This window comes from Nostoc sp., assembly GCF_036917135.1.
Taxonomy (GTDB): domain Bacteria; phylum Cyanobacteriota; class Cyanobacteriia; order Cyanobacteriales; family Nostocaceae; genus Nostoc.
Window position 1 is genome coordinate 154,436 of the sequence record NZ_JBALEA010000023.1, and the last position, 26,438, is coordinate 180,873.

The 26,438-nt window shown below is 42.5% G+C and carries 25 protein-coding genes; 11 read left to right on the forward strand and 14 right to left on the reverse strand.

Annotated elements, in window-relative coordinates; genetic code table 11:
* Positions 1-97: 97 nt before the first annotated feature.
* The 8 genes from V7K50_RS05360 to nifH form a co-directional block, all read right to left on the reverse strand.
* Positions 98-325, reverse strand: coding sequence for a hypothetical protein (locus V7K50_RS05360; protein ID WP_334957962.1), 228 nt, complete (start codon positions 323-325; stop codon positions 98-100).
* Between the two features lie 397 nt (positions 326-722).
* Positions 723-1,544, reverse strand: coding sequence for an NADPH-dependent oxidoreductase (locus V7K50_RS05365; protein ID WP_334957963.1), 822 nt, complete (start codon positions 1,542-1,544; stop codon positions 723-725).
* Positions 1,545-1,706: 162 nt separating this feature from the next.
* Entirely contained in the window at positions 1,707-2,420 is a 714-nt protein-coding gene (locus V7K50_RS05370; protein WP_334957965.1) for a 2OG-Fe(II) oxygenase, read from the reverse strand.
* A 505-nt stretch (positions 2,421-2,925) separates the two neighbouring features.
* Complete coding sequence (locus tag V7K50_RS30640) at positions 2,926-3,258, reverse strand: hypothetical protein (RefSeq protein WP_442944555.1); 333 nt, start codon at positions 3,256-3,258, stop codon at positions 2,926-2,928.
* Positions 3,242-4,360, reverse strand: coding sequence for a homocitrate synthase (gene nifV, locus V7K50_RS05380; RefSeq protein WP_334957967.1), 1,119 nt, complete (start codon positions 4,358-4,360; stop codon positions 3,242-3,244). Before nifV ends, V7K50_RS30640 begins: the two co-directional genes overlap by 17 nt.
* A 197-nt stretch (positions 4,361-4,557) precedes the next feature.
* A complete protein-coding gene (locus V7K50_RS05385) occupies positions 4,558-5,754 on the reverse strand; it encodes a substrate-binding domain-containing protein (RefSeq protein ID WP_334957969.1) in 1,197 nt (398 codons plus the stop codon).
* Positions 5,755-5,921: 167 nt separating this feature from the next.
* Entirely contained in the window at positions 5,922-6,308 is a 387-nt protein-coding gene (locus V7K50_RS05390) for a hypothetical protein (protein ID WP_334957971.1), read from the reverse strand.
* Positions 6,309-6,474: 166 nt separating this feature from the next.
* Positions 6,475-7,389, reverse strand: a complete 915-nt coding sequence (gene nifH, locus V7K50_RS05395) for a nitrogenase iron protein (protein WP_334958372.1) — start codon at positions 7,387-7,389, stop codon at positions 6,475-6,477.
* Positions 7,390-7,466: 77 nt separating this feature from the next.
* Between nifH and V7K50_RS05400 the strand changes: the two genes are divergently transcribed.
* From V7K50_RS05400 to V7K50_RS05420, 5 genes are all read left to right on the forward strand, one after another.
* Positions 7,467-7,694 carry an IS1-like element transposase gene (locus V7K50_RS05400; RefSeq protein WP_334808681.1) on the forward strand — a complete coding sequence of 76 codons (228 nt, stop codon included), beginning with the start codon at positions 7,467-7,469 and terminating at the stop codon, positions 7,692-7,694.
* Positions 7,695-8,415: 721 nt separating this feature from the next.
* Positions 8,416-10,578, forward strand: a complete 2,163-nt coding sequence (gene vnfD, locus V7K50_RS05405; protein WP_334957973.1) for a nitrogenase vanadium-iron protein, alpha chain — start codon at positions 8,416-8,418, stop codon at positions 10,576-10,578.
* Positions 10,579-11,085: 507 nt separating this feature from the next.
* On the forward strand, positions 11,086-12,471 hold the full coding sequence (gene vnfK, locus V7K50_RS05410) for a V-containing nitrogenase subunit beta (protein ID WP_334957975.1): 1,386 nt from the start codon (positions 11,086-11,088) through the stop codon (positions 12,469-12,471).
* Positions 12,472-12,678: 207 nt separating this feature from the next.
* Positions 12,679-14,199: a nitrogenase component 1 gene (locus tag V7K50_RS05415; RefSeq protein ID WP_334957976.1), complete on the forward strand. Its 1,521-nt coding sequence runs from the start codon at positions 12,679-12,681 to the stop codon at positions 14,197-14,199.
* A gap of 317 nt (positions 14,200-14,516) precedes the next feature.
* Positions 14,517-15,866 (forward strand): nitrogenase component 1, encoded by a 1,350-nt coding sequence (locus tag V7K50_RS05420; RefSeq protein WP_334957978.1) that lies wholly within the window; start codon positions 14,517-14,519, stop codon positions 15,864-15,866.
* A gap of 52 nt (positions 15,867-15,918) precedes the next feature.
* On the opposite strand, the gene V7K50_RS05425 is transcribed toward V7K50_RS05420, so the two are convergent.
* The 3 genes from V7K50_RS05425 to V7K50_RS05435 all read right to left on the reverse strand — a co-directional run bounded on the left by V7K50_RS05425 (position 15,919) and on the right by V7K50_RS05435 (position 18,850).
* Positions 15,919-17,514: a CHAT domain-containing protein gene (locus V7K50_RS05425; protein WP_334958374.1), complete on the reverse strand. Its 1,596-nt coding sequence runs from the start codon at positions 17,512-17,514 to the stop codon at positions 15,919-15,921.
* A 270-nt stretch (positions 17,515-17,784) separates the two neighbouring features.
* Entirely contained in the window at positions 17,785-18,096 is a 312-nt protein-coding gene (locus tag V7K50_RS05430) for a hypothetical protein (protein WP_334957980.1), read from the reverse strand.
* A gap of 355 nt (positions 18,097-18,451) precedes the next feature.
* Positions 18,452-18,850 carry a CAP domain-containing protein gene (locus V7K50_RS05435; RefSeq protein WP_334957982.1) on the reverse strand — a complete coding sequence of 133 codons (399 nt, stop codon included), beginning with the start codon at positions 18,848-18,850 and terminating at the stop codon, positions 18,452-18,454.
* Between the two features lie 543 nt (positions 18,851-19,393).
* Here V7K50_RS05435 and V7K50_RS05440 point away from each other — a divergent pair.
* The 3 genes from V7K50_RS05440 (at position 19,394) to V7K50_RS05450 (ending at position 21,782) form a co-directional block, all read left to right on the forward strand.
* Entirely contained in the window at positions 19,394-19,609 is a 216-nt protein-coding gene (locus V7K50_RS05440) for a hypothetical protein (RefSeq protein WP_334957984.1), read from the forward strand.
* Between the two features lie 7 nt (positions 19,610-19,616).
* Positions 19,617-20,042 carry a type II toxin-antitoxin system VapC family toxin gene (locus V7K50_RS05445; protein ID WP_334803110.1) on the forward strand — a complete coding sequence of 142 codons (426 nt, stop codon included), beginning with the start codon at positions 19,617-19,619 and terminating at the stop codon, positions 20,040-20,042.
* A 168-nt stretch (positions 20,043-20,210) separates the two neighbouring features.
* Entirely contained in the window at positions 20,211-21,782 is a 1,572-nt protein-coding gene (locus V7K50_RS05450; RefSeq protein WP_334957986.1) for a metallophosphoesterase family protein, read from the forward strand.
* 92 nt (positions 21,783-21,874) lie between these two features.
* Here V7K50_RS05450 and V7K50_RS05455 read toward each other — a convergent pair whose 3' ends face one another.
* Positions 21,875-23,221 (reverse strand): ABC transporter substrate-binding protein, encoded by a 1,347-nt coding sequence (locus V7K50_RS05455; RefSeq protein WP_334957987.1) that lies wholly within the window; start codon positions 23,219-23,221, stop codon positions 21,875-21,877.
* Positions 23,222-23,400: 179 nt separating this feature from the next.
* Here V7K50_RS05455 and V7K50_RS05460 point away from each other — a divergent pair, with 179 nt between their 5' ends.
* Both V7K50_RS05460 and V7K50_RS05465 read left to right on the forward strand, forming a co-directional pair.
* Positions 23,401-24,159: a YebC/PmpR family DNA-binding transcriptional regulator gene (locus V7K50_RS05460; protein ID WP_334957989.1), complete on the forward strand. Its 759-nt coding sequence runs from the start codon at positions 23,401-23,403 to the stop codon at positions 24,157-24,159.
* 214 nt (positions 24,160-24,373) lie between these two features.
* Positions 24,374-24,553: a hypothetical protein gene (locus tag V7K50_RS05465; RefSeq protein ID WP_334957991.1), complete on the forward strand. Its 180-nt coding sequence runs from the start codon at positions 24,374-24,376 to the stop codon at positions 24,551-24,553.
* Between the two features lie 319 nt (positions 24,554-24,872).
* On the opposite strand, the gene V7K50_RS05470 is transcribed toward V7K50_RS05465, so the two are convergent.
* Entirely contained in the window at positions 24,873-25,187 is a 315-nt protein-coding gene (locus tag V7K50_RS05470) for a PEP-CTERM sorting domain-containing protein (protein WP_334957993.1), read from the reverse strand.
* Between the two features lie 300 nt (positions 25,188-25,487).
* Here V7K50_RS05470 and V7K50_RS05475 point away from each other — a divergent pair, with 300 nt between their 5' ends.
* Positions 25,488-25,868, forward strand: coding sequence for a nuclear transport factor 2 family protein (locus tag V7K50_RS05475; RefSeq protein WP_334957994.1), 381 nt, complete (start codon positions 25,488-25,490; stop codon positions 25,866-25,868).
* 109 nt (positions 25,869-25,977) lie between these two features.
* On the opposite strand, the gene V7K50_RS05480 is transcribed toward V7K50_RS05475, so the two are convergent.
* The gene (locus V7K50_RS05480; RefSeq protein ID WP_334803105.1) at positions 25,978-26,283 is read right to left on the reverse strand and encodes an RNA recognition motif domain-containing protein; all 306 of its coding nucleotides are present in this window, start codon (positions 26,281-26,283) and stop codon (positions 25,978-25,980) included.
* Positions 26,284-26,438: the final 155 nt, after the last annotated feature.

Sequence of the window (26,438 nt, forward strand, 5' to 3'; positions counted from 1 at the left end):
TAGATTACTCAGCACGGTCTAAACCTTAGCTATCCGCTAACGGAACTGTATTCAATCCCCATTATTTAGCTATGGGGCTAAAGTCAGCACTATTAAACTATTTTGAACCGTTGAGTTTATGTACGGCTTCGGCGGTTTTCATCTTGGATGCTGCGGTTGTTAAGTTATTCGCAGCCTTGATGATCTCTTCTAAGGTTTGGTTAACCAGATTCTCATCAAGGGAGACTTCTGATAAGTAAGTTTCTATGAAAATCTCCACTCGACTAACAATTATTTTGCCTTGAGAGCGTAGTCTGTTGAGGTCTTTGGTAGATAGATTATTCATTGTTTGAAGCTCCTTTTGTTTCGCGGGTTAATTCTACATTTTTGATCAGCAATTCTCATGACAAGAGCTATTCTGACAGGTCAGCCCTTTTTTGAAAGATAAAGCTTGCTGGAATACCTATTAAATCCTTTGCCTGTGGACTGCTTAAATGCCTTCAGATTCCCCAAATTCGTACAAAGGTTTTAAGCAGGAGAATTGCTGGGGCTGGCGAGTTAGCGGGTCTATTTTAGGACTTACGCACCGAAATCATCTTTTGAGACTCAGTGTAGGGTTTTGAGTCTTTAAATGTCAGAAGCTTTGGTGCAGATATCAGAAGTTAATATGTAGGTTGGCTTGAACGAAGTGAAACCCAACCTACAAATATTCTTAACCGAACCTTATTGGCTGTTGACTCCTTTTATAACAACTTGAAGCCGAAGTTATTCAGAGTCTCACGCAAATCCTTACACCCTTTTAAATAGTCTAAAGTGGCTATTCGCTCGGCTGAGTGTTGCGACCAATCACCAGCGACATTCATATTTTGTTCAGTGTAGAACTCTTTCATGATATCATTATAGTGAGCGATCGCATCATCTTGCTCTGCCAATTTATAGGTTTCCCGGTGAAATACAGCTGGCTGGGGTAGACGCGGCTTAACAACAGGTTGTACTTCCGGATTGGGATAACCCACACACAACCCAAACACAGGGAACACAAAAGGTGGCAAATTTAATAATGTGGCTACCTCTTGAGTATTTTTGCGGATTGCGCCGATATACACCGTTCCTAAACCAATAGATTCAGCAGCGACAATCGCATTTTGGGCTGCGACTGAAGCATCCACTATTGCTTTAACCAACAGTTCTACGTAATCCAGAGCTACGGGAGTTAGTCCGCAACTGTCAGCAACATGAGCTAGACGACCTAAATCTGCTAACCAAACGAAGAATACGGGAGCTTGGTTAATCCATACTTGGTTATTAGCCAGCCTGCATAATTCGGCTTTGCGCTCTTGATCTTCAACTGCTACCACACTCCAAGTTTGCATATTAGCTGAACTAGGAGCAGATTGAGCAGCAGCAACTAGCCATTCCAGGGTTCCTGGTGGTAAAGGATCGGATAGATAAGACCGAACTGAACGGTGGGCTATTAGCGTTTCTAGAGAATCGTTCCAGTCAATTTCGTGATTGAAGGGAACTTCACCGTAGCGCGATCGCAGTAGTTCTGTAGGATTGGTCATAATCAGCTTTTGAACCTGAACACTTTTTGACGATTTCAGAGGGATTACTAACGACGAAAACGTACCGATTTTGGATTTGGGATTAAAAAGTTTTTTGGCCAAGTACCGAATGGTCTTTTTCAATCCAAAATTGCAAATCTAAAATCCAAAATTGTTTGATTGCTAGGCAGCTAGCTGGGTTTCTCCGAAATCTGAAGTTAGGCGTTCATTCCGAAAAAAAGCCACTCGTAAAGCTAGCCGATACTCAGATGCAGGGCAAGTAAGGGGAGTAACCGTATGCCAAGAATTATCAGAACGTGCGATCGCAACTGAGGAATCACTAAGGGGTAGAATATCTTGGAAGGCAGATTCCGGCTGGGAGTCTTTGAGAATTCGCAAACAGCCTCCCCATTCTACAGACCATTGTTGATTGAAAAATAGCAGATGAGTTAAAAGTTTGTTCGGCTCGTCTGTATGAGGGTGATGCAACTGTCCTGAGCTATACCGACGAAATCCAATATCCATTACACAGTCTTTTAGTTCCAACCCAGACATTTCAGCTATTGCTGCACGGTAAGAATCTGTCCACAGTTCTTCTATCAACTGTCGCCAGACTTTACTGAGGTGTCTCAAGTCATAAGTAAGTCTGCCTTGTGCCATCCGCTCTCGCCAGCGATTATCGCTAGATTTGAGCATTAAGGAAATATCCTCGCTAGTGGCAAGCATCTTTCCCCAAGAATATCCATATCCCTCTCCCTCCGACAGGCGAAACTCTTCGTGGGGAAAACTCGCAGTTAGTTCTAAGCTTGCTTCTGGTGAAAGCAGGTTTTTGATCAAAGCCCAATCGTATGGGACTTTTTGCATTGCTGTGGCACGAATGGAATCAAAATTAAGCATGGTAGAAAAAACGCTTTAGTATAATTAACCAATCATGATTACCCTGGACATCAAGTGGTATTAGAGCATCAACAATCGATTTACCTCTGCATCAAGAAGCTTTGCTCAAGCCGCAGAAGTTTTAACACCGGAACAGTTAGACTGACTTTTCACGGGATCTGGAAAACCTCACTTCTATTTCTCTCTCCTAAAAGGAGAGAGACTTTGAATTTTCCCCCTTCCCGCACTTCGTGCCGCTACGCGAACGTAGGGAAGGGTGTTAGGGGGTTAGGTTTTTCCTGGCTTTTCCACATAACGTGAAAAGTCAGAACATTTAGAGAGTTATTCCAATCAATTTCGTAATTGAAAGGAATTTTATGCGATCGCAATAATTTTGTAGGATTTGTCATAGTCAACTTTTGAACTTGAACGCTTTTTTACGATTTCAGAGGGATTACCAACCCCATTACAAATTTGTTTGGCTACAAGACAATTGGTTTTACCGATAGCAATTCTTCACCACTGCTCAAAGTAGATCAAGATCAACTTCCCCAGAATCAAACTGCTTTCCCTGCTGTTTGAGTGATTGTGCTTGGAGACTACGCAACAGGGAGCGCAAAACATCAGTCTTAGTGCGTTGGAACCGATCGCAGTACTGCTCTAGAAGTTGCCGTTCTTCTGGAGACAATTGAAAAGTGATCCATCCTTGCTCTTTTCTCGGCATAGCTATTACCAACATAATTGGTAGTATTCTATCAGTTGGTACAATAATTGCGATCGCTAACCAGAGACGGAATTGTGATGCTTTCTTAACCTTCCCTACTCCCCATTCCCGATTAAGTTCACCTTTGAGGAACAAAACTCAGGAGTTCTTCAACCGTGAGACTGCGCTTAACTTTCACTGACTCATGCTTTACAGCATCCAGCACTGATTGAATTTCTGGCTGACTGAGGGTGATTCCATGTTCTTGCAGCACACTGAATATCAGATGCCGGCCGGAATGTTTGCCTACAACCAGGCGACGTTCCCAACCAACATCTTCCGGCGCGAACGGTTCGTAAGTACCCGGATTTTGCAACACACCGTGAGCATGAATGCCTGACTCGTGTGCAAAGGTATTTTCACCCACGATGGCTTTCCAGGGAGGAATTGGCCAATTAGCAGCTTTAGCAACTAACCGTGACAGTTCCAGTAACCGTTTTGTATTAATACCCGTTGGGATGCCGTAGAGGTGTTTCAGTGCCATCACCATTTCTTCCAACGCCGCATTACCTGCGCGTTCGCCAATCCCATTTACCGTAGTGTTGACCGATCGCGCCCCTGCTTCAATACCAGCTAGCGAGTTCGCCATTGCCAGTCCAAAATCATTATGGGTGTGCATTTCTATGGGAATGAATAGATGATGCACAAGGGAGCGAACTTTGCTGTAAGTGTTCAGAGGGTCGAGAATTCCTACAGTGTCACAAAAGCGAAACCGGAAAGCTCCCAACTCTTGAGCATAATACGCCACATCCAATAGAAAAGATGGATCGGCTCTGGAAGAATCTTCGCCGCCAACAGATACAGCTAAACCGCGATCGCAAGCGAAATTAATTGCATCCCGCAGAAGATCCAACATTACCTGCTGCTTACCCCCAAATTTGGCGGCAATCTGAATTTCTGAGACCGGAACGGAAATATGCACCCGTTCCAAACCACAATCTATAGATGCCTGAATATCGGACAATTTAGCACGGTTCCAGCCAAGTAATTGGGCATTTAATCCCAGATTAGCGATCGCTCGGATCGACTCTGCTTCTTCTTGCCCCATTGCCGGCACGCCAATTTCCAATTCTGGAACACCAATGGCATCAAGAAAAGTGGCGATCGCAATTTTTTCTTCAACGTTAAAGGCTACACCCGCAGCTTGTTCACCATCTCGCAAGGTTGTATCGTTAATCTGAACGGGATGTTTATTCATAGTGAAATGATGATTCATAACCAGCTAACTTGTTGGGTGATTTTGATTGACTTGAAGAATTCATAATTGAAAGACAGAGCAGCTAACTTGAGTTGTGGAAACTAAAAGACATATTTTTTAGCTGTAGGGTAATAATTACGAATTACGAACTTGTACTGACCGACTTGTGCCGAGCGGAGCCGAGGTAAGTCGAAGTATTACGAAATATTTGCTACAACTTCCCCAATATTGCTAGTGTCATACCCACCGAGAATCTCTAATTGCGATCGCACTAGCTGATGTCCCAAAATACTGAGAAACTGCTTTACTGGTTCTTCTTGCAAGTATTCTTTAATAATCACCAAGTCATATCGCGCCCGATGAAGGGGGATAAATCCCAAGCCAAAGGCAGCAGCTATAGATGCCGTACTGATACCTGCATCAGCAATTCCTGAGACTACAGATAAGGCAACATCTTGATGGCTGTGAACGATATGGTCAGATCCTTTAACTTTGTGCAATGGCACTCCTTCTTCTCGGAGTTTCCGTTCTAAAAGCATCCGACTGCCAGAACCCACTTCATGGGTAACAATAGTTGCTCCCAATTCTACTAAGTCGGAAACTGTTTTAACTCCCATTGGGTTTCCTGGTGGGACTAACAAACCTTCTTCCCAAACTCCAAGGGTAATCAAAATTGCACTCTTACCTGTTAATGCTTCTCGCACAAAGGGGATGTTATGTTCCCCAGTTTCAGCATCATATAAGTGCATCCCTGCAATGTGAACTTCACCTCGGCACAGACTAAGCAATGCAGCCTTGCTGTGGGCGAAACGATAATGAATTCGCAGTTGCGGATGCCAACGTTCAGTTGCTCTTGCTAAAAGGGAAAGCACAGGTGTACAACCAGCAATCACAACTGTATTGTGCAGTTTATCTATATCATCCAGAAGCCGAACCTGGACTTTATTTGTACCTATCTGGTTCTGTGCTTCGGGGAACCCATAAGGATCGACGGGTTCCCTACTTTCAACGGGGTGGCTCACTGCAAGCGTCTCACCATCAGCTGGAATCATTTCAATCCGAAAAGCATCATTTCCAACGAGTGGATAAGCTATCCATTGATCCCCAACCCGCGCTAGACTAACTCGTGATTGCTCTTGCTTAGGGGCTGATCCAGCAAGAATTGCCTCAACTTCTGGTAAATCTTCCTCAAACCAGAATAAGTCCTCGACTTGGCAACCAAGCGCCTTAGCTAAACGTAGTGACATAGCAACAGAAGGTGCATATTGTCCTAATTCCACACCACCAATACTCTGACGAGTTACGCCAGCTATATTAGCTAATTCTTGCTGACTCATGCCCAAGCGAGTTCTAATTGACTTCAGGTTATTGCAAAGATTCACATCCAGTTTCATGAGGCTGTATCTCTCCGTTAGAAAAAGCCGCAGCGCACAAACTTAAATTTGTTAGGTCAATAGCCAGGTTTTCTAGTGTTTGCCGTTTTTGTTGTCAGACATCTTACTGCAAGCATAACATACATTCTGCTAAAATACTTGCATTTGGGGATACGATTTAGCGATCGCTAGTCTGAGTGCGGTAAATCCTGATCTAAATGCCAATTGCGTTTTTTAGTTGGTACCGCTACCCACTGGAGTTCCAACCATAAGATTGGGTTCTTTTCCTTCAACCTTGAGGCGCGATCGCGAATAATCCGTGTAGCGTTTATGCAAACAGCGTCCAATATCCCCAAATCTTGGGCAACGCCTCTAAAAATGTCTTGGTAGGCATTGACTGAGGCAAACAGCATATTAGGATAATAAACAACAAAATGTTGTATAAGTTTTGGGGGATAGCCCCAGTAAGAGTTTACGAGTTCGACATGGCAGTACTGGAGCAACTCACCGAGTTTAGGACAGCGCCCCTGAGCTATGGTGATAAATTTTTGGACTAAAACCTCTTCGGTCAACATAATGAGTTCTCCTCCTTCAATGAGGTAGACGAATTTTGGCGTGGTTCAAAACGCCGATTTCTCAAATGGTGTTAAGAAGTTTACGCAGTTTTTTCTGCTTTTTCGAGTCAGAGATTGCCAATTGCTCCAGACACTTTGTATGAGGGATAACCCCTACTGCGTCGTCCTATTCAAGAGGTATCTCCGAAAATGAATCTGCAACCTTTGTGGAGTTTGGGCTGATACCTAATGTTTGGAGGTGTCTAAACAACCCAAACTGTACCAGCAGTTCCTCTAGGCGATCGTTAGACATAGATTTCGGAGTGACAAAATCTGTATTCTGGTCAATTGCCATTGCTAGGTTGCGATAGTGCTGCGCCTGTTCAGACTCAGGAGCATACTCAATCACCGTCTTGCGGTGGAACTCTGCTTGCTGCACCATATTGTCTCTGGGTATAGAGTAGATCATTTGAGTCCCCAGTTTCTCTGCCAGAGCTTTGATCAAATCATCTTCCTCATCGACCTTGCGAGAGTTGCAAATCAATCCTCCCAGACGTATACCGCCTATGGGTGCATACTTTTGAATACTTCGGCAGATGTTGTTGACGGTATACATTGCCATAATTTCCCCAGAAGTGATAATGTAAACTTCTTGAGCTTTGCGTTCACGAATGGGCATGACAAATCCACCGCATACCACGTCACCCAGACCGTCATAAAATGTATAATCAAGTCTAACTGCATCATCATAAGCACCAAGTTGTTCCAGCAACCCAATTGATGTCAGAATGCCTCTACCTGCACATCCTACACCAGGTTCCGGCCCACCCGATTCCACACACAGCGTCTTCCCCCATCCCACCTGGCGGAAGTCTTCTAGATTCAAATCATCATCTTCTTCTTTACGCAACGTGTCGAGTACAATCTTCTGGTGGAATCCTCCCAAGAGGAGCCGGGTGGAGTCTGCTTTTGAGTCACACCCTACAACCATCACCTTACGATCCAGATCAGTGAGTCCAGCCACTACATTTTGAGTTGTTGTGGACTTGCCAACTCCCCCTCTTCCATAAATAGCGATTTTCCGCATAAAAACCTCAATAATGGCGCAGACTTATTAATTTGGCTCCCAGATTATGGTGTAATCAAGCAGAGTATTCAATCAAATTGGAATTGTAATTCTTGAAAGTATTTACTACCCAGTTTGTGACTGAATTGATGCTATTAGATAGTGGACATCAACCGTCTATCCAGCACTATAAATATTGCAGTTATTTGCTAGAAGTTAAACAGCTTCTTACAGATATGGCAGTAAATATTAGCGGGATGCGAGATACAACAAGGGTGCTAAAAATTAGTTCCAATCCTGTCACCAAAAATACAAAAAACTTCCACAGATACGGCAGGTGAATGAGAAATTTTTACTTCATCACAGCAAGAGAAGTATTATTTTCGCTGCAAAGAAGATACATAAAAAAATCAGTCCAGCCTACGCTATGGCAACGGCTTCGCCAAACGAAAAACCGATTTTTAGGCGGTTTTGCTCCACTTCGATTAACGTTATGCCATCACCAATAACTGATGAGGCTGGTCTGATACTCACTTCAAAGGAATCTAAGGAGTTTTTATTCTGGTTTTAGATTCCCTATAAATAAAGAATATCATACATCTGGCCAATTTACTTGCGCTGACAAACTAATTTACAAACAGTATTCGTGGTTACAATTACTCATCAGCTAGAAAGCTTAAAAGCAAACAATTGCGTTTTTCCTATTGTTTTGATCTGAGCAAATATCGCCGATTCATCCAACTGAGGTATCTAGAATCAGAATAGCAATTAAATCATTAATGCTCTCATATATAGTTAGAATAGTCTGTCTATTTTTATTAGCAAAAGTCTTATATATAAAAGGATTTGGGTTGCTTTAAATTTATACAGAACTGTCTATTATAAATTGGTTTTATTTCTATTTTCCAATATTAATTAGCGTTATTGTTATCAAATTTACTATTATTAATTAAAAAGGTTGATAGGATTTTGAAATCAAGGAACTCCAAGAAGTTTCTGACAAAAATCAAGAGATAGAAGAATCATTCTTCTTATCAGCTATTGCACAAGGAGCAATCAGCCATGCCAATGAAGTTGTTTAAGTGCGACGAAACAATTCCCGAACGGGAGAAGCACATATATATAAAAGAAAAAGGAGAAGATACAACCCAGTTTCTCCCTAGCGCCCACGTTGAAACCATTCCCGGCTCATTATCTGAGCGTGGATGCAGCTATTGTGGTGCAAAACTGGTAATTGGTGGTGTCCTCAAAGATACTATCCAGTTGATACATGGACCTGTGGGCTGTGCTTATGATACATGGCACACCAAGCGTTATCCCAGCGACAATGGCAACTTCCAACTCAAATATGTCTGGTCATCAGACATGAAGGAACAGCACGTTGTCTTCGGTGGTGAAAAGCTGCTCAAGAAGGCGATGCTCGAAGCCTTTGCAGAATTTCCCCACATTAAGCGGATGATGGTGTACACCACCTGCTCTACTGCTTTGATTGGCGATGATATTAAGCCTGTAGTCAAAGAAGTCGAAAAAGAACTTGGTGATGTCGATATCTTCACCGTTGAGTGTCCCGGTTTTGCTGGGGTGAGTCAGTCCAAAGGACACCACGTATTTAACATGGGGTGGATGACTGACAAGGTAGGAACCTACGAGCCAGAAATTACCAGCCCATACACAATTAATGTGATTGGTGACTACAACATTCAAGGGGATACCTTTGTAATGGAGAAGTACATGGAAAAAATGGGCATCCAAATTATTGCCCATTTTACCGGCAATGGTACTTATGACTCCTTACGCGGGATGCACAGAGCGCAGCTGAATGTAACCAACTGTGCCCGTTCTGCTGGGTATATTGCCAATGAATTAAAGAAAAAATATGGCATTCCCCGCATTGATGTGGATACCTGGGGCTTTGACTATGCTAAGGAAGGGTTACGCAAAATCGGGGCTTTCTTTGGGATTGAAGATAGAGCCGAAGCGGTGATTGCTGAAGAAGTCGCTAAATATGAATCGAAGCTTGAGTGGTACAAAGAGCGCTTGACTGGCAAAAAAGTCTGTATTTGGACAGGTGGACCACGTTTGTGGCACTGGACTAAAGCTCTGGAAGACGATTTAGGAATGCATGTGGTAGCGATGTCGTCCAAGTTTGGACACCAAGAGGATTTTGAAAAGGTAATTGCCAGAGGTGAAGAAGGGACTATCTATATTGATGATGGTAATGAACTCGAATTTTTCGAGGTGCTGGAAATGGTCAAGCCGGATTTGGTTTTGACTGGGCCACGGGTGGGTGCTTTGGTGAAGAAGTTGCATTTGCCTTATGTGAATGGTCACGGCTACCACAATGGCCCTTATATGGGTTTTGAAGGTGCGGTGAATATGGCAAGGGATATGTACAATGCCATCTACTCGCCTTTGATGAAGTTGGCTAAGGATGATATCCGTGGCGAGCAAAATCTGCCAAGTACCAATGGTAATGGCAACGGTAAAGCAACCAAAGAGCTATCTGAGCAAGTCGTTTCTTTAGTTCAACAGCAAGTTAAGGAAGCCACTTCACAGGTTAAACAGCCAGCTAAGGAAGTTGCACCACAGGTTCAAAAGCCAGCTAAGGAAGCTGCACCGCAGGTTAAACAGCCAGCTAAGGAAGTTGCGCCACAGGTTCAACCACAAGCTAAGGAAGTTGCACCACAGGTTCAAAAGCCAGCTAAGGAAGTTGCACCACAGGTTCAAAAGCCAGCTAAGGAAGTTGCACCACAGGTTCAACCCCAAGCTAAGGAAGTTGCGCCACAGGTTCAACCCCAAGCTAAGGAAGTTGCACCACAGGTTCAACAGCCAGCTAAGGAAGTTGCGCCACAGGTTCAAGTGCAAGCTAAGGAAATCGCGTCATACATTCAAGAGCGAGCTGCGGAAGTCACAAAATTAATTCAAGAACGCTGTTTGTGGCAGTTTCACTCTCGTGCATGGGATCGGGAAGAAAACATCAATGGTGTTCTCAATATGGCCGCCCAAATCTTGACTGGAGAAAAGGTGGTTCTAGAAACCTTGATCGAGAGAGGTTTTTATGCAGATGCGAAGATCCTTTCGGCTGACCTGGAAATTAGATTTTCATGGTTAAATAGCATGGAAAACTCGCAAAAGAAGGCTGTACTGGAAGCTGTTAAGGCAATGCTGGTCGATATTGTAATAACCAAGTCCAAGAATGGTGAGTTGCATTATTCGCTTTATTAAAGCAATTAGATCGGTAATTCAACCAAACTAGGACTTACGCAAAGGTAAGGAAAACAAACCACAGAGGACGCAGAGGTTACGGGGGAATGAGAGTTTGAGAGGGTTTTTGCGTAAGTCCTACAAACGAACGGCGTTGTTGAATTGGAGTATGAAATAGAGTCTTGTCATCCTGTTAGTGTTTGTGCAGAAATTTTCTTACAGAGTAGAGACTTACAGAGTAGAGAGCTATGTCCCGACAGCCTACACCAAAAGCATTCCCAAGAAGTGTAGTGTTCGCATACCGTCTGACTACAGAAGCATCTCATCTAGTTTTCAAGATTTTCACGAAATTCAATTCTACTTTTCTTCTGTAATCGATGCTATCGGTAGCTTGCTTCTTGGTTAGATGCAGCTTTAACTCGCCGCAGACACCGCTCTACTTATCTTAAGCTCAAAAAGACACTTCATCTCTTCGTTCAGCAACGCCAAACAAAATCACGCAATTTTTACCACATAGGAGTCAAGAGAATGTCTTTAGTCGTAAAACAGAAAGAACGCAAGGGAATCATCAATCCTATATTTACCTGTCAGCCTGCTGGGGCTGAATACGCTTCCATCGGAATCAAAGATTGTATTCCCCTGGTGCATGGAGGACAAGGATGTAGTATGTTCGTTCGTCTCCTGTTTGCCCAGCATTTGAAGGAAAATTTCGACATTGCTTCTTCTTCACTCCATGAAAATAGTGCTGTTCTTGGAGGACAGCCACGCATTGAGGAAGGCGTAAAGACCTTAGTAGCACGATATCCCGATTTACGGATTATCCCAATTATTACGACTTGTTCAACTGAAACAATTGGGGACGATATCGAAGGAACCATTAACAAGCTCAACGGCTATTTAAAAGAGACTTATCCCGATCGCAAGGTTATCCTTGTTCCTGTACATACTCCCAGTTACAAAGGTAGCCAGGTAACAGGCTATAATGTCGGTGTACACGCAATCATTTCTAGCCTAGCAAAAAAAGGCGAACCAACTGGCAAGTTGAACATCATCACTGGGTGGCTTAATCCTGGAGATGTGATTGAAGTTAAGCGCATCTTAAAAGAGATGGACGTTCCAGGAAACATCTTACTGGATACAGAAACCTTCGATGCGCCCACCATGCCCGATAAAACAAGTTTTGCCTTTGGGAATACCACCATTGAAGAAATTGCTGATTCTGCCAATGCGTTGGGAACTATTGCCTTATGCAAATATGAAGGCGGTAGCGCAGCCGAATTCTTACAAGAGAAGTTCAAAGTTCCGGCAATCATTGGCCCAACACCAATTGGTATCAAAAATACCGACATCTGGCTGCAAAATATCAGCAAATTAACTGGTAAACCAATACCAGAATCTTTAGTTAGAGAACGCGGTAAAGCTATTGATGCGATCGCAGACCTCGCACACATGTTCTTTGCCAACAAGAAGGTAGCTATTTACGGAGATCCCGATCTAGTAATTGGTCTAGCAGAGTTCTGCTTAGAAGTTGAGTTAGAGCCAGTGCTGATGTTGTTGGGAGACGACAACAAAGCCTGCACCAAAGACCCAAGAATTGCCGAGTTAGAGAAGCAAGCAGCCTGTGATATCGAAGTCATCTGGAATGCAGACCTCTGGGAATTGGAGCGCCGCATTACAGATAAATCCCTCGAAATCGACTTGATTCTAGGCCATTCAAAGGGTCGATATATTTCTATCGACAACAAAATTCCGATGGTTCGGGTAGGCTTCCCCAGCTTTGACCGCGCAGGTTTGTGGAAATATCCTGTGATTGGCTACAAAGGAGCAGAATGGTTAGCAGATAACATTGCTAACGCCATGTTTGCAGATATGGAGAACAAGCACGAGCGCGAGTGGCTCTTAAACGTCTGGTAAGAGGAATTGAGGATTTAATTTTAACGCAGAGGAACGCAGAGTAAAACGCAGAGGAGCGCAGAGTTTGAGTACTGGAGCCTCTATTCAAAACTTTGCGTTCCTTTGCGCCAACCTCAGCGCGACGGCAGGCGCTACAACGGGGGGAACCCCCGCAACGCGCTGCCTCCCCTCTGCGTTTAAAAAAGATGAAATATTAGGAGAACTATCATGATAGATCAGAATGTCGTATTTTACGGAAATTTGAGCGAACTGTATCGCTTGGCAAAAGAGGGTAAGATTAAGACCACTTTACAAGGTAGTCATACCCGCCCCTGTAAATTTTGGACTGCAACAAAGATTTTAAGTGGGATTAAAAATGCGATCGTCATTTCTCACGGACCGAGTGGCTGTGCTTATGGAGTCAAGCGGGCATATAAGCTGACTAATAGCCGCAACAGTGGTTCCCCTTATGAACCCGTGGTGACTACGAACATGAGTGAGAAGGCGGTAATTTTTGGCGGGGAAAAAGAATTAGCAGGCGCGATTCGAGAAGTAGATGAAAAATACCATCCCGATGCGATCGTTGTTGCCACTAGTTGTGCGTCTGGTATTATTGGCGACTGTGTTGATGACGTAGTAAATAAGGCGCGCGGCGAAATCAATGCTGAGATCATGACGATACATTGTGAAGGATTCGCCGGGGAGTATCGCAGTGGATTTGATATCGTATTTCGGCAAATCGTAGACTTTATGGAGCCGCCAACTCCACAAAGAAAAGCACAACTAGCTGATTCTGTCAATATTGTGGGTGCAAAGATGGGCCCTGAAAGGACGGAAGTTGAAACCGATGTCAAAGAACTGGTGCGATTGATAGAAGGAATGGGGGCACGAGTTCACAGCGTCATCGCTGGTGACTGTACTTTAGAAGAACTCAAGCAAGCACCGAGTGCGGCAGTCAACTGCACTTTATGTTTGGATCTTGGCTATACCATCGGCAAAGCCATGTCAGACAAGTTCGGTACTCCGCTAAACTCTACTATCCTTCCCTATGGAATCACCGCTACAGAAAAATGGCTCGAAGGGGCGGCAAAATATTTAGGGATGCAAGAACAGGCGGCTGCCCTAATGGAAAAGGAATATGCCGCAATCAAGACTGAATTTGAAGCAGCTAAGAGTTATATAGAAGGGAAGTTAGCGATTATCGAAGGACATGATGCTATCAAGTGCTTATCCCTAGCTCACATGTTGGATCGTGATTTTGGGATGCGTGTAGTAATCTATAACTTCCATCCCTGGAGTACAGAAGCACGAGAAACCAGTGTAGATTATTTATTGGAAACAGGGTTAGACCCAGAAATCCTGATTACGAAAGGGACACTGGCCTTTGGCAAGTACGAGTCCATGAAACAAACGGAAGATGAATTACTGGATTTCATTGGTGGTCTTGATGCAGAATCGGTAGTTTATTTTGGTTCTTCCTTGAGTTTCCCCCATATTCCCGTAGTCGATTTAAATGCTATCTTAAATCGTCCTAGATTTGGCTATCGCGGAGCCTTAAAGGTCGCAAGGTGTATTAAAACAGCACTTCAATATGGGTTTAGACCTCGGAGTGCTTTAACCAAGCAAATGGTATTCCCTAAAAATTCCGGGTTAGCATCTACTCAATCACTAAGCGGAAAATTAGCTCAAGACATGCCTGATTGTACCGTATATGCAGAGAAGAGACGGGGAAAATGTATGAACGAGTAATAAATAAAATGTGACTTTGCTGAATAAAAGTATGGATTTGTCGGGCTACGCCCCGCTTCTCTACGAGACGCTCCGCGAACGCTAACACGCAGAAAATTGTAGGTTGAGTAGAACGTAGATGCCGGAGGCGGCTGACTACAGGGTAGTGAAACCCAAAAAACTCTCGAAAATGTTGGATTTAGTTCCTCAAACGCCACATGCTTCAAGTCGGTAGAGCCGCCCAACGCAGTGGCTCCCCAACCTACGTAGACTATTCCAGGTTGGTGTAATGAGTAAAATTTTTACCATAGTCAAGCCTTAGAGAAACAGGAGGAAAAATGTCTGCTGAAACGACTTTTGACAATTGTAACCATAGTAAAGACCCAGTAGTTGGCTGTGCCCTTGAAGGTATTGCAACTACGGTTGCTGGGATTAAAGATGTCAGTATTGTGATTCAGTCTCCACAGGGTTGCGCGTCCACTGTCGCAGCTGGGTATGATGCTCATGAGGTTGATTTCACCAAGCGGAAAGTAGGTTGTACTCGTCTTTTTGAGTCAGACATTGTGATGGGAGCGTCTGAGAAACTCAAAGGGATGATTAAAGAGGCGGATCAATCTTTTGATTCTAAGGTGATGTTTGTGGTTGGGACTTGCGCGGCAGACATCATTGGTGAAGATATTGCGGGATTGTGCAACCAGCTTCAGCCAGATATCAAAGCCAAACTCGTTCCTTTAATGGCTGGTGGGTTTCGGGGCAATGCTTACGATGGCTTGGAGATGGGTTTGGAGGCTTTACTTCCTTTTATCAAAAAAAGGCAGACCAAGAGAAGGGGCAGGAAGCCAAGGATTGTAAATATCATTGCGCCACAGGCAAATTTAAATCCTACTTGGTGGGCTGATTTGGAATGGGTAAAGAAGACGTTAAAATCTTTAAGAATTAAAGTACAGACGGTCTTCTCTCATAATACCTCCTTTGAAGAACTAGAGCAAGCTGGTGAAGCTACAGCCAATATTGTTCTCAGTCATGATGTTGGGTATAAGTTTGCTCGGAAAATGCAACAGACCCATGACATACCTTTGATCCTTGATGATATACCTTTACCAGTGGGTGTAAACAACACTAGCCGATGGTTGAAGGCATTGGCGGCACATTTCAAGATCGAAGAAAAAGTCGTCGAACCGCTAATTAAACAAGGCGAAGAAATGGTCGTAGATACACTTCGCAAACGAGCATTGATGATTATTCCCCGATATCGTAACTGTAGAATTGCCGTATCTGCGGATGGGACGCTTGGCATTGGACTGGTTAGAATGCTCTTTGAAGAATTGGAGATGATTCCTGAAGTCTTATTATTTCGCTCGGCGATGCCTGATTCTCGTTCAATTTTGGAGCGAGAACTGCACAGCCTCGGTCTTACTTCCCGCGTAATATTTTCGGCAGATGGCTATCAGGTAAAACAGACTTTAGAAGAGTTTGATGTTGATGCTGTGATTGGCTCGGCATGGGAAAAATATATGGCAGAGGAACTAGGAATCAAAATTGCTTTTGATGTATTTAGCCCCACTAACAGAGAAACTTATGTTGATAAGCCATATTTTGGCTATGAAGGCATGATCAATATGATGGAAGTGATTGCTAACGATTGGGATAGAGCTTTTCGTTCTAAAGAGATTCATTGGACAAGTTAGTTTTGAGGATTTGTAGTAAGGACTTTATTTCAGTCACATTGAATTATACTTCTCAAGCCGCTTCGCCAATTAAGGTAAAAGCAGCCCAATTTTTGGGGTGAGAGTGTTGTTGTATTGGCATTAGCATTGCTTGGCGTAAGGATTGGGCTTTATCCGAATTGTGCTGGAGATTTTTATAAAAGTTAGTCATCAGCTCCGCAGTCGCAGAATCGGGTATTGCCCATAAAGATACAATTACACTAGGAACGCCCGCAGAAATAAAGGAACGGGAGAGTCCAATTACCCCATCTCCTGTTAATCTCCCTCGTCCTGTGTCACAGGCACTGAGAACTACTAATTCAGCATTTAGTTTGAGGTCTAAGATTTCTTCGGCAGTAAGCAGACCATTATCATTACCAGAAGGAGCCAGTGCGATCGCACTACCCAATCCCCGATTATTATCTAGTAATCCGTGAGTAGCTAGATGAATGATTCTTGCTTTGGGCATTTTCTCTACTATTACCTTTTTAGTACCATTGCTTCCTGTAATAGCTGGAGTCTGAAAAAGAAGTGCGATCGCTTCTGCTTCCTTTTTAGCCCCCGGCAAACGGTCTAAATCCCTAGGCATAGTTGGATTTCCCAACACCAATACCTCTGTAAGTGCAGCTTGGTTAACTTTTGCTTGTTGTTGGCGTGTTAACTGCAATACCTGAATTGAAGGAGCAGTGAGAATGGTGTGTTTTTCAATCAAATATTGGTCAGAGTCATCTTGCAGAGCAGAGAAAGGAACAAGAAACAGAGATCCTTGAGGTATAAAGATAACTTTGGCATTAACTTCTGTCGGCAGTAGATCGGCAATTGGTTGAATTAGAATTTGATGAAGTCGTTTTAGACATTGTGATAAGCGACCTTCTTCAGAATATTCAGGATTTTCCGGTTTAGCTTTTCGATTTTGACCTCTTACACCGATAGCATTACGAGTAACGAGAACAAGGTCTTCAAGAGTTGTTGTATTTTCTGTTTGCCACAGAGGTTTTAAGTCAACGCTGGAAAAGGCTACTTCCCCCGTGGGTTTAATTACCCAAATATAGAGTTCTGAGTCGGCAAATCCTAACTTACCTTCAACTTTAAATTCATCACCAATAATCGAATACTCAACTAAAGTGGCATTTTGAGCTTTAGCCATTTGTTTAATTTGCTGTAGGGTAGGTGAAGCAATAGTTGATTCAGGGTTTTCGCTGGGGGATAACCGTGAAGCTAACAACTCTACAAATGCACGAGCGCGTCCCCGTTCAGCTACTTCGAGAGCTTCAGTGATTTTATTCTGGGCGATGAGGACTTTTTGTAATAATCGGTAAGTCCGAGCTTGCTCTTCAAAAACTGAAACTTTATAAGCATCATTATCACCCAATCTTGCCCTTATTGATTCCCAGGCTTCCATTGCAGTGCGGAGAAATTTTTCTGCTTCCCCAAGATTGCCAAATTTGAAGTGAATACCCCCTAAATTGTTCAGTGCATCCCCTTCTGCACCGAGGGCTTGGATTTCTCTAGCAATCTTTAAACTCTCTTGAGTGTGATTAAGTGCTTGGGTATATTCTTCTTGATATCGGAATGTTGATTGATAGAAGCCTAAGAGAATGTTTGAAAAGTCCTCTTCTCGGTAGCAAATACTTTGATATCCCCCTAAATCCCCCTTCTTTAAGGGGGACTTTGATTCCGGTTCCCCCCTTTTTTAAGGGGGGTTAGGGGGGATCTCAAAGTGAATAAAGTCACAGGGAAACACTTTTCAAACAACCTCTAAAGACGGAAAAACATCAGAGCATTTGTGAAATTATTTTACTGTCTAAATAAAGTTCACATAAACACAAGAAGTATTTTCATGATTCTTATGCCGTATGCAACACAAATGGGGGACAAAGTAGCAAATATACTATTCTCTCTATTTAATTGAATTCTTCACTTTTTCGATACTATAGGTTAACATTTTGTCAACTTCGTCTCCGTCCACTCGCTGTTCTATAACTTCTTTTTTAATTTCTTCCATATCAATAGTCGGAACATAATCAGGAAGCGTAATACCATACCGTGAATAAACCACTTCCTTAAAGATGTCGTAAAAGAATTTATCAGCTACCTGTTTTTCTTTGGGAGAAAACCGAGAATACCACACAGCCAATCCCACCGTAGTACCACCCAATCCCAGCGTAGCAGCAGTCAACATCCCTATAATTATCGGAATTATCAAAACCATAATTTTTGCTCCTTGAATTCTCAAAAGTAATTTACTTGATTTTTCTTGAAAAAAAACACCATTTGAAAAAGAATTCCGAATTCAGGAGCGGAGCCGGAGAATCAGAAGCTCCGGTCAGAATCAAGATGCTCGTTCGCCCTTGGCGTCTCCCCTTGGGAGAAGACTCGCTATCAGTGGGGGATTCATATCTGCTAATGATTGTAGACCATCAAATTTTCAATTTGGCGGGGGTCTTAAACCTGCTTATTCAGAGGCTCGAGTACTCGCTAACGCTGCGCTATCCGCCAGTCGCACAGAATTAATTTTGAATTCTGACTCTTGAATTCTTTTTGATACGCTGTTCCGTCTTAAGTTACTATCCAACAAATAGCTGTGTGAAATAATATTCACCGTAAGAGTTCCACCAAACACCAATGCCAGTTATGCTATATGGACCTCTTATGTTTTTTTCATGTCCACGACTGCCTATCCAACTCTCACAAGCAGAAGTTGCTGGATTTGGCATTCCCTGACAATAGTAAACGTTTTCTGCTTTATAGCCATTATTACGAATAATTCTATCAATCTCTTGATATCGAACATTAGAATTTAGATGCCCAAAAGAAATCCGTTTTTCTGCCATGTTTCTACTATGATTTCGGGCTATATCACTAATACGACTATCAAATGTTAGGGATTGTAATCTATTTTGGAAACGATATTGATTAATCAGTATATGAACTGACTTTTCCAAAGTAGCGACTTGATTAGACATATTTTTTCTTTAGGGATTGGCATTTGTTGTTTACTTAACTTCAGTAGCTCTACCTCACATTCCGCAAATCTTAAAATTAATTTGGATGCTGTACGTTTCTGAAATTATGCTCGAACAGGTAGGGAATGAACTGTCGTGGGGCATTCATCTCCAAGACATTAGAGGTTGTTTGAAAAGTCCTCTTGTTGGTAGCAAAACGTTCTAGATCCTTGGGTTATACACACTTAAGCAATTTTTTAGAATGAAATAGCCTTGTGTTTAATAGTATCTGAAGATTACTTTTGGACATCGCCTTTAGGCACCCTCAAGTCAGAAATAGCAGTCGGTTTAAAACCAGAAGTTATTGAAAAAGTAGCCAAATCTGACTTTTATTGGTTGACAAATAGACAGTGAGGTGCAGTTGAGTTAGTGGCTTAGACAATTTTGAAAAATTGAGATAATTTGTAAGAGAAGTATACGTATCTTTACTACTTATTGCGTCGTCTAACCTACCCGTATCACCACAATCGGCTTAGGATAGACTAGAAGTAATTTTTGAGGAAAATGGTAGAAAAAATCACAGCTATATTTAATGGCAAAGTGTTCTATCCATCTGAAGCGATCGCACTGCCAATCAATACCCGCGTGCGAATCAGTTTTGAAATTTTACCGCCAAGTGAATATGAAACGGTATCATTTCTGCAAACGGCGCGATCGCTCAACTTAGAGGGTCCACCTGACTGGTCTGCCAATATAGATAAATATTTGGATAATAAATAAACTCTTCATGCATTCTGAAGTCTTTCTTGATACATCATTTGCCATTGCCTTATCTGCACCGAGCGATCGCTTGCATGACCGAGCCTTACATCTGGCTAAAATGTTACAAGCGGCAGAAACTCGTTTGGTGACAACACAGGCGGTAATGTTGGAAATTGGCAATGCCTTATCCCAACAACCTTATCGTCAGGCAGCAATCATATTATTAAATTCTCTAGTAGCAGACTCCAAAGTAGAAATTGTCCCCCTCTCCCAAGAACTCTATGAACGTGCTTTTGAGCTATATCGTGAACGAACAGAGAAAGAATGGGGATTTATCGATTGCGTATCTTTTATTGTGATGGAATATAGCGGAATCACTGAAGCACTTACTACTAATGAGCATTTTCAACAAGCAGGTTTTCGAGCATTACTGCGAGAAAATTTGCCGTAAGGATGAGGATTGGGGATTGGGAATCGAGAATCGGGAATCGGGCATAAGCAAGAAACTTGTTCAATAATTTCCCCTTGTCCCCAGTCCCCAGCCCCCAATCCCTAGTCCCCAATCCTTCTTATTTCGTTACAATCGGCGTGTGCATTAGGCATTCAAGAGTTATCAGCCATGAAATTGATTTCCGATCCACCCATTCCTGTGAAAATCCAAAAGATGAAGGAACGGGTGCGGTGGATGCATCCAAGTTTTGTGCAACGGGGAATTGACCAAACCTGTATGGTTATAGATGATGGCAGGGAAGATAGTCCAGAATTTTCGTTTATGGTTATCGGTGATTCCGGTACCCAATCCCATTATCGACACCACCCGCAACGGCAAGTAGCCGAACTGATGCTGACTCACCGCGATGATTGCAGTTTTGTCTTGCACACAGGCGATGTCATCTATGTGGTGGGTTCCCAAGAGTATTATTCAACAAACTTTATTGAGCCTTACCGGGAATTTCTTGTCGGTGGCGACAAACCAAAAAGCATTCCTTATGATCGTATGGTGTTTAATCTGCCATTCTTGCCAGTACTTGGTAATCATGATTACTACGATGTGCCGTTGATGTACCGTTTATTTACTGGCACAACATCCTCACTACGTCGCCTGTTCCGCTACAAAGATATTGAGATTGGCTGGCATGGATCATATCAAGGCAATGCCTATGCACGGGCATTTATGGACTATACACAGGCGATCGCTTCCCCACAAGAGTTAGAACGTCATTTAGATCAACATTACACTGCTAAAACCGATACAGGGCGGTGTTTGCGTTACGAACCTGGACAGTTTACCCGCTTACCCAATCGTTATTACACCTTTCGTTACGGCGGGATTGACTTTTTCGCGCTGGATTCTAATACCTTTAATACACCATCACCTTTGCCTGCAACTCAAGAAGGGGAAATTTACCGCCGGGAATTGCAAAAGCGTCGTGATCAGATCGATCGAGAAGAATTGCAGATTTTAAAAATATGCGATGGCCTCAACCCAGATAAACCCACCGAAGCGGAACAACTCGATGACCTTAGTGGTAAATTAGATCAAATTAATGAGATAAAAATCGATATTGAGAAACAACTAGCATCTCAGAAAATGCCTGCCATCGACTTTGAACAACTTGAATGGTTGCGAAGCAGACTAATCGAATCTTGGAATAACTCTGAAGTGCGTGGACGTGTAATCTTTTTCCACCATCCACCCTACGTCACAGAAGCTACTAAGTGGAATCAGGCACAAACCTTAGCGGTTCGCCACCGCTTGCGCTGGGTGTTTGAACAAGTAGCAGAAACTCTTGGTTCTCTAATTAAAGAACGTCCCATAGTTGATTTGATTTTAAATGGCCACGCTCACTGTTTGGAGCATCTTTGCACAACTGATACCGGATTTGCGGACTCCCACATTAACTGCATTATCTCTGGTGGTAGCGGTCATCGTCCCCGCTATCAACGGCGAGAGGGAACTGAATTAATGGAGACTTTTAGAGAAATTGCAGGTAAACCCACTCGGAAGGTTGCGGATTCAAAGCTTTTTGTCGGTCGTCATGACTACAATCTCCAAAACCGACTGCCTTACTCATGCTTGCGGATTGATGTTCTCGATGGTATCCCGCCCAAGTTTATCATCAGACCACTAATTACTGAACGGGTTGAAGATGAGTGGCATAACAGTGAACTTGAACCTTTTATGATTTAAAGGGGATGCGATGCCTAGGTTGCTAAACTACGCACCTGATAGCGCTTTTCAACTAATTGAACTATACTATTCCGCACTCCCTATTCCCCATCTCACTTAAAAATCAAATCTAGGCGTTGCTGAGTTGCTTTGAGTGATTCTGTTGGCGAACTTTTGCCCAACAATACAGACTCTATTGCCCGACCTACACTGTCAGAAATCCGATTGTAACCAGGAAATATTGGACGCGATCGCCCATATTTAGCTTGATCTAAAAATACCTTCACCTGTGGTGTTTTATTCACAAAACCCTGATATTTTGAACTTTGGCGAGACTTCAAATTCACTGGTAAATAGCCAGTTCCCAATGCTAATTCTGTCTGAAATTCTTCACTCAAAGCATATTCGACAAACTTAAAAGCTGCTCTTTCGCGTTCCGGCGTGGTTTTAAAAAAGAAGAGATTTTCACCACCAATAACAGTAGCAGGTTTCTGCCCAACCGGAATGGGAAAAACATCAAAATCGACACCAGTCTCTTGAAATTGCCCCAAAGTCCAAGGGCCATTTAATTGCATTGCGACTTTACCACTCAGCAAGTCATCTGTCTCATAGCCTCGTTCTGGACTAGATAAAATAGCGGAACCTTCGGTAATTAAATTGCGCCAGAATTGCAAAGCCGCGATCGCACCTTGATTATCTGACAAATCTACTGCTGCCGCATTCTGGGAATCACCACTCACCAACTCGCCACCACCACTCCACATAAACGGCAACCAGGTAAATACTGTAAATTCTCCCTTCCCCAAAGGCAAAAACATTCCATACTGATCTGTTCGTCCATCACCATTGGTATCACGAGTTAATTTTTTGGCAACTTGTGCAAACTCCTGCCAAGTCCGGGGTAATTCAGTAATTCCCGCAGCCTTAAATAAACTTGGACGGTAAAAGATACCAACGTTATTCGTTGCAAAGGGCACAGACCAAATTTTACCGTCGTATTTCATTGATTCATACAAGGCGGGGTCAATTTCGGCTTTGATTGAAGATTTTTCGAACATTTCATCCAAAGCTAAAATAGCATCGAGTTCTACCAATTGACCTGCGATCGTCGGATTATACCACAACAAATCTGGGGGTGCATTTCCTACCACCGCCGCTAAAATTTTGGGCGTTTGCTGATCCTGTTGCCCAACATACAGCGACTCTACTTGAATATCTGGGTGCGATTGATTGAATTTGTCTACCAGCTTTTGCAGCACATCCCGATTTGGTGGCGGATTGACACCTTGCCAGAGAGTTAAATGAATTACTTTATCTTCTTTAACACCAGGTAAGATATCCTGACATCCAACTAAAGCTAGTATGCCCACCAATAATACAAGCAGCAAGCTCCTAAAGTAGCGTGACACTTTCTTGATTTTTCGCTTGGTATGACGAGGAGGAGAAAAAAAATCATGCATAATAATATTGATTAAATTGGGCATGGGGCATAGGGAAGGAGGAGGCAGGAGTTCTTCAATTTTGAATGCGTGAATTTTGAATTGATTTCTCCCCACTCCCTTTTAGCAAATGCACCTTTGCACCGGGGCAAAAGCTAGATATATCCTGATATTAAATAGAGTTTTGATGATTTCAAATTATGGCAGGACACAGTAAATGGGCAAATATTAAGCGTCAAAAAGCCGTAGTAGATGCAAAGAAGGGAAAAACCTTCACTCAGTTATCACGGGCGATTATCGTTGCAGCTAGAAGCGGCGTACCAGATCCGGCGCTGAATTTTCAACTTCGCACGGCAATAGACAAGGCAAAGGCAGCGAGTATCCCCAATGATAATATTGAACGAGCGATCGCTAAAGGTGCAGGTACTTTTGGCGGCGATCATGCTATCTTTGAAGCAATTCGCTACGAAGGTTATGGCCCTGGTGGTGTAGCGATTTTAATCGAAGCCCTCACAGATAATCGCAATCGCACTGCTGCTGACTTGCGCGTAGCTTTTAGTAAAAATGGTGGCAATCTTGGTGAAATAGGTTGCGTTAGCTGGATGTTTGACCAAAAAGGCGTTTGTGTAGTCAAGGGTGTGGTTGACGAAGAACAGCTTTTAGAAGCATCCCTGGAAGGCGGTGCCCAGTCTTATGAGATGACTGAAGATGAGATGGCTGAGGTATTTACTGACATCGCAAATTTAGAAACCCTTAGCCAGAGGCTTAAAGATCGAAGCATTAAGGTAATTGATGCCGAACTGCGCTGGATTCCCAGTAATAGTGTAGAAGTTACTGATCCCGATCAGGCGCGATCGCTTTTCAAGTTAATTGATACTCTAGAAGGCTTGGATGACGTGCAGAATGTCACATCTAATTTTGATATAGCAGAAGAATTGATGGATATCAGCATTTATTAATCAAAATTAACACAGGGATCATAGCCAAATTGATAATGTCAAAAATATTACATCTACGATCGAAATGCCAGTAAGTACTACTACCACAGTATTGCACGTAAGTCGTATATCTAAGGATGTAAAAATAGACATGAAAGATTCATATCAATTACAAACTTATGACATACGCCTAGTGGATAGTTAAATTGTTGGATTAACTGATGAGGATTTTCAAGTGAATAAGTTCGCTAAAGCGTTGCTTCTGGCTCTAGTCTTTGCTGCTCCTGTAACCGTTTTTGCATCTCAAGCTCAAGCTACAACTGCCCATCACGCTAGCGTAAAATCTGCTAAACATCATCGCAAGCTACATCACAAGCATAATGCTAAAAACCTAACTCATAGAACTCATAAATAGTTACTATTAGTCGTAAAAGTTTCTAGTAGCTCTGTAATAAAGTTTAGTGTTGGTTTCTCTGAAAAAATAATTGTATTATTTAACCCCGTTGGAATCCCTACCAATAAACGGGGTTTTTCAATTAACTTACTCATGAAGACGCGATCGCGTAAAACGAAAAGTATAAGATATGAAATCAAAACTAAAAAAATGCTTCTACGATACTTCTTATGCTAGATAGTGTCAAGTGCTACGAAAGGAACTTTTTGTAGACCTTTCATTTGGATTAATCAGCATAAAGAAAGTCAGTAGAACCCAAAAAACTTGTTAGAAACAGTCGTTAATTCCCAATATTTAACTGTTTACGCTTCCGGGTAGAAACAATACCGAATGCACCTATTACTAAAAGACCAAGTACAGAAGCGGGTTCAGGAACTGTTTTGAAACCTTCTGGTGGTTTTTCTGAAAAGTAAACTTCATCCAAAAAGTTTCCGATTGTGGGATTACCACCAGCAGCAGATACTGAGTCAAACTGCCAGCGTGTTTTCCCGCCAGTGGCAACAGTTGTGCCTTGATACTTTACCCAAGCTGTGTTGTCATCGCTGTATAGTTGGCTGAAGAGAGTGGTATTAGTCGCAAGGTCAATAATAGACACTCAAATATAAGTTTTAGTACTCAATGTTTGGGTTAAGACACCGTGAAATAACTGTCTAAATAGATAAAGCTAGTATTTTATTTTACCTTAAGGCTCAGATTTTATTTACGTAATAATACTGATAATACTTTTAGATCCTTGCTGGCAAGGCGATTCAGATTGGTTATATATCCAGCATCAAAGGTCTGTTTAACTTTCGTAACCTTTCCTGGAAGTCAGCAGTGAATCGCAAAATACAATTAGTTGAGAGCGATCGCCTGATGCCACTTGCCACTATACAATTTAGTCTTAACAAAATATATGAAAGCAGACTATTTAGAAGAATCGCTTTTTCGTGAGTTTGAGGAGCGTTTGCTTCAACCGAATTTACGAAAGTCAGCTAAAGATATCATGGACTTACTCGCTGATGAGTTCATTGAGTTCGGAAGTTCAGGGCGTGTTTTCGATAAACAGCAAATTATTAAGAGCTTGCAGAATGAACCTATGGAAGCCCTGACTCAAAGATCGATAACAGAATTTAAAACGTTAATTTTGGCAACAGGGGTTGTTTTAGTAACTTATCGTATAGTCAAACATATATCTGGCGAAGAGCCTGTTCATTCACTGCGAAGTTCCATCTGGAAATTGAACAATGCTCAATGGAAAATGATCTTTCATCAGGGCACTCTGGTTAAAGAATGATATATGCGGTATGATAACCAACTGCCCGAAATTATTTAGAGTCAAAGTTTTGCATAGAAAAGGCTCAAGCATTAATGCCTGAGCCTTTTGTAGATTAAATTAAGCTAATTTAGTAGCGGTTACGGTTGTAGCCGCCGCCACCACCACCACGGTTCCCACCACCACTTCTGTCTTCTCTTGGTTTGGCCTTATTCACTTTAAGGTCACGACCAAGCCATTCAGCACCGTCAAGAGCTTCAATAGCTTTTGTTTCTTCATCTTCTGAGTTCATTTCCACGAAAGCAAAGCCGCGTAAACGACCTGTTTCACGGTCAGTGGGTAGTTGAACACGCTTTACAGTACCATACTCTGCAAATACAGTACTCAGCGCATCTTGTGTAACATCATAGGAGAGGTTACCTACGTAAATTGACATTAAATGTCTCCAAAATCATAAGTTTGTAGAGATTTAGATTTCGGAGAGAAGTCTGTAATACCAAAAGGGAAAAGCCTGTCAATACTAAAAACAAACACTGTCGCCGAATTAATTCTCATTTCACTTTCCATAATTACATAGCAAATAACTTTCGG